The following is a 1,423-nucleotide window of genomic DNA, read 5'->3' as shown; positions in this document are numbered from 1 at the left end:
GAGACTGCAACCCTTTTTGTGTAATTGCTCTCTGAGCGGGTTGCTGCATTAGATCCGGAAGCCCCAGTTGTCGGGGACCCGGTCGGGGAAGTGTATGGCGAGTTCGTCCACGATGCGTGGCCAGTCATGGCGTGCCTGTTTTTGGGCCTTTCGGTCGATGCGTTGGAGCACGAGCGTCATCAGGCGTAGCGCACTGTCCGGGTTCGGCATCACGCCCCGGTTCTTGGTCACCTTGCGGACCTGCCGGTTGACGTTCTCGATGGGGTTGATCGTGTAGACCAGCTTGCGGAGTGGCACGCTGTAGTGCCATAGGTCGCTCAGCCGGGGAAGCACTTGCTCCCAGCCGCGCACCAGCCCGGGATAGCGACTGGCGTACCGATCGTGGAGCGCTTGCAGCGCCACCTCGGCCTGATCAAAGCTCGGAGCCTGGTAGATCTTCTTCACCTCCCGGGCCACCTTCTTGCGTTCTGACCAGGGCACCCGGCGCAGCGTGGAGCGCATGACGTGCACCACACAGGGCTGGAAGCGGGCTTGGGGATAGACGCTGGAGACCGCCCGCTCCAGGCCCGTCAGCTGGTCAGCGCACAGGATCAGGATGTCCGCCAGCCCCCGCTTCTCCAGCGTAGCAAAGACCTGGTGCCAGAACGAGGCGGACTCGGCCGTGGAGTAGCCCTCCGGCGCGATGTAGACGCCCAGGATCTCCATCGTGCCCGACTCTCCGTAGGCGCTCACTACGTACACCGCTGTCGCCGTCACCCCACTCGCATGACGCACCTTCTGGTGAAGCGCATCCACGTAGACCACCGGGTACAGGCTCTCCAGCGGCCGATTGCGCCAGGCCGACAGCTCCGGGTCCAGCTTCTCCACGATCCGGGAGACGAACATCTCGGACGCCTCGATGCCGTAGAGCTCCTGGACCTGCGCCTGGATGTCCCGGGTGGTCATGCCTGCGGCGTACATCCCCACCACGCGGTCCTCAACGTCCTTGGTGACAGTGCCGTACTTGGGCACGATCGCCGGATCGAAGGTACCTTGCCGGTCGCGGGGGACGTCGATCTCGGTCTCGCCGTGGGAGGTCTTGAGCTTCTTCTTCGTGCGGCCGTTCCGGGTGTTCTCCCGCCGCTCGGTGGGCGTGTCCTTGCCCTCCAGGCGGTCATGGCGTTCGTAGCCCAAGTGGTCCCGCATCTCTTCCTCGAGCGCGATCTCCACGAAGCGGCCGATCAAGTCCTTCAGGGGTGAGCCTTCCGACAAGCTCTCCGACAACGGCTTGCCGGCCCCCTCCCTGGCGAGCTTCCGGAGATGGGCGTCCAGCGGGTTGTCTTCTGTCTTCTTGCGCCTGCGACGCTTGGGGTTGTTCTCTGAGTCCATCCTTCATCTTACGGATGTGCTCAACGACCAATTACACAAAAGACGTTACAGTCCC

At 63.5% G+C, this 1,423-nt stretch carries 1 protein-coding gene; it reads right to left on the bottom strand.

The genetic code is table 11. The features are described 5' to 3' along the window. Positions 1-48: 48 nt before the first annotated feature. Positions 49-1,368 (bottom strand): IS256 family transposase, encoded by a 1,320-nt coding sequence (locus JJ896_18500; GenBank protein ID MBO6781652.1) that lies wholly within the window; start codon positions 1,366-1,368, stop codon positions 49-51. Between the last annotated feature and the right edge of the window lie 55 nt (positions 1,369-1,423).

The sequence above is a fragment of the Rhodothermales bacterium genome, assembly GCA_017643395.1.
Lineage (GTDB): Bacteria > Bacteroidota > Rhodothermia > Rhodothermales > UBA10348 > JABDJZ01.
This window is presented reverse-complemented; position numbering and strand designations above follow the sequence as displayed.